This window comes from Salibacterium halotolerans (assembly GCF_900115625.1).
GTDB classification, from domain to species: Bacteria; Bacillota; Bacilli; order Bacillales; family Marinococcaceae; genus Salibacterium; species Salibacterium halotolerans.
This window is the reverse complement of the sequence record NZ_FOXD01000052.1, coordinates 1-1,389: the sequence shown is the minus strand read 5'-3', so window position 1 is coordinate 1,389 and position 1,389 is coordinate 1. Positions and strand designations below refer to the sequence as shown.

The window sequence follows — 1,389 nt, the reverse complement described above, 5'->3', positions numbered from 1 at the left end:
TATACTGGACCCAAGATTTCAGACACGAAAAAAGGATGTGTTAAGGTGTGGGTATGAAACGTAAACGATATACCCCAGCATTCAAAGCGCAGATTGTACTTGAAATCTTGAAGGAAGAAAAGTCCATGAGTGAATTGGCGTCGGAACATGGCATCCACGTCAATCAACTAAGCCAGTGGAAAAGTCAAGCACTGGAACAATTGCCGAATCTATTTGACAATCAGACAAAAGCAGTGGACAAGCTCAAGAAAGAACAGGATGAAGAACGAGAGGCACTATATGCGGAAGTAGGTAAGCTCACGACCCAGCTGTCGTGGCTTAAAAAAAAAATCTGGCCTCGAAAACTAGAGAAGAACGTGTGGATTTGATGGACTGGTACGATCCGGATCTGACCATCACGGAACAAGCTAATCTATTAAGTATCAATCGTACCTCTCTCTATTACAAGCCTGTACAGCCATCTCTTGAAGACGTTCACATGAAACACCGTATCGATGAAGTTTATACGAAATATCCGTTTTATGGCTCTAGACGAATTACTGTCCATTTGAATAAAAGGGGGGTAGAGATCAACCGTAAAGCCGTCCAGCGTCATATGAGAGAAATGGGCATTGCAGGTATTTCTCCTGGCCCTAACCTAAGTAAACACCGCTTGGCCCATCACACGTATCCGTATCTCCTAAGAGGGCTTGCCATTACACGCCCCAACCAAGTCTGGGCGATAGATATCACGTATATTCGGATGAAACAGAATTGGATGTATCTGGTCGCGGTGATCGACTGGTATTCGCGGTACGTGATCAGCTGGGAGCTGGATCAAGTGCTTGAAATGCCCTTTGTTCTGCATGCCATGGAACGAGCGCTGGGACAAGCCACGCCAGAGATCATGAATAGTGATCAAGGTAGTCATTTTACCAGTCCGACATACACGGATCTCCTGAAGGAGCGTGATATCAGTATTAGTATGGATGGAAAAGGTAGAGCATTGGACAACATCATTATTGAGCGTTTATGGCGAAACGTGAAGTATGAAGACATTTACTTAAAAGAGTATTCCACACCCCGCGCTGTGCGGAAAGGCGTTCGTGACTATTTTATCTTTTACAACGAAGAACGACCGCATCAATCCCTCGAAGATCATTCACCGGCTGAGATTTACCTGCCGTGATGGATCGTCTTCACCCTTTTCGCCATTATCTTTATGAGGCAAGAACCCGTCAAGGGAAAAAACCGCCCTTGACGGAACCTTCCCCCATAAAGATCGCATAGTTAAGGGTGAATAAGATCGTTCTGTGATTTCCTTTTTTCCTCCAAGGTAGCCTCTCTATCTCAAAAGGAGTCACACCTTATTTATTTTAAAAATGTGTCTTGACAAAGGGGTCCACTTTA

Annotated in this window: 1 protein-coding gene; it reads left to right on the top strand. The window is 44.6% G+C overall.

All coding sequences use genetic code 11. The features are described from left to right. Nucleotides 1-53 precede the first annotated feature (53 nt). A protein-coding gene (locus BM124_RS18415) for an IS3 family transposase (protein WP_093340004.1) occupies nt 54-1,168 on the top strand; the annotation gives its coding sequence in 2 pieces (ribosomal slippage) (nt 54-320 and nt 323-1,168; 1,113 coding nt in all). Nucleotides 1,169-1,389: the final 221 nt, after the last annotated feature.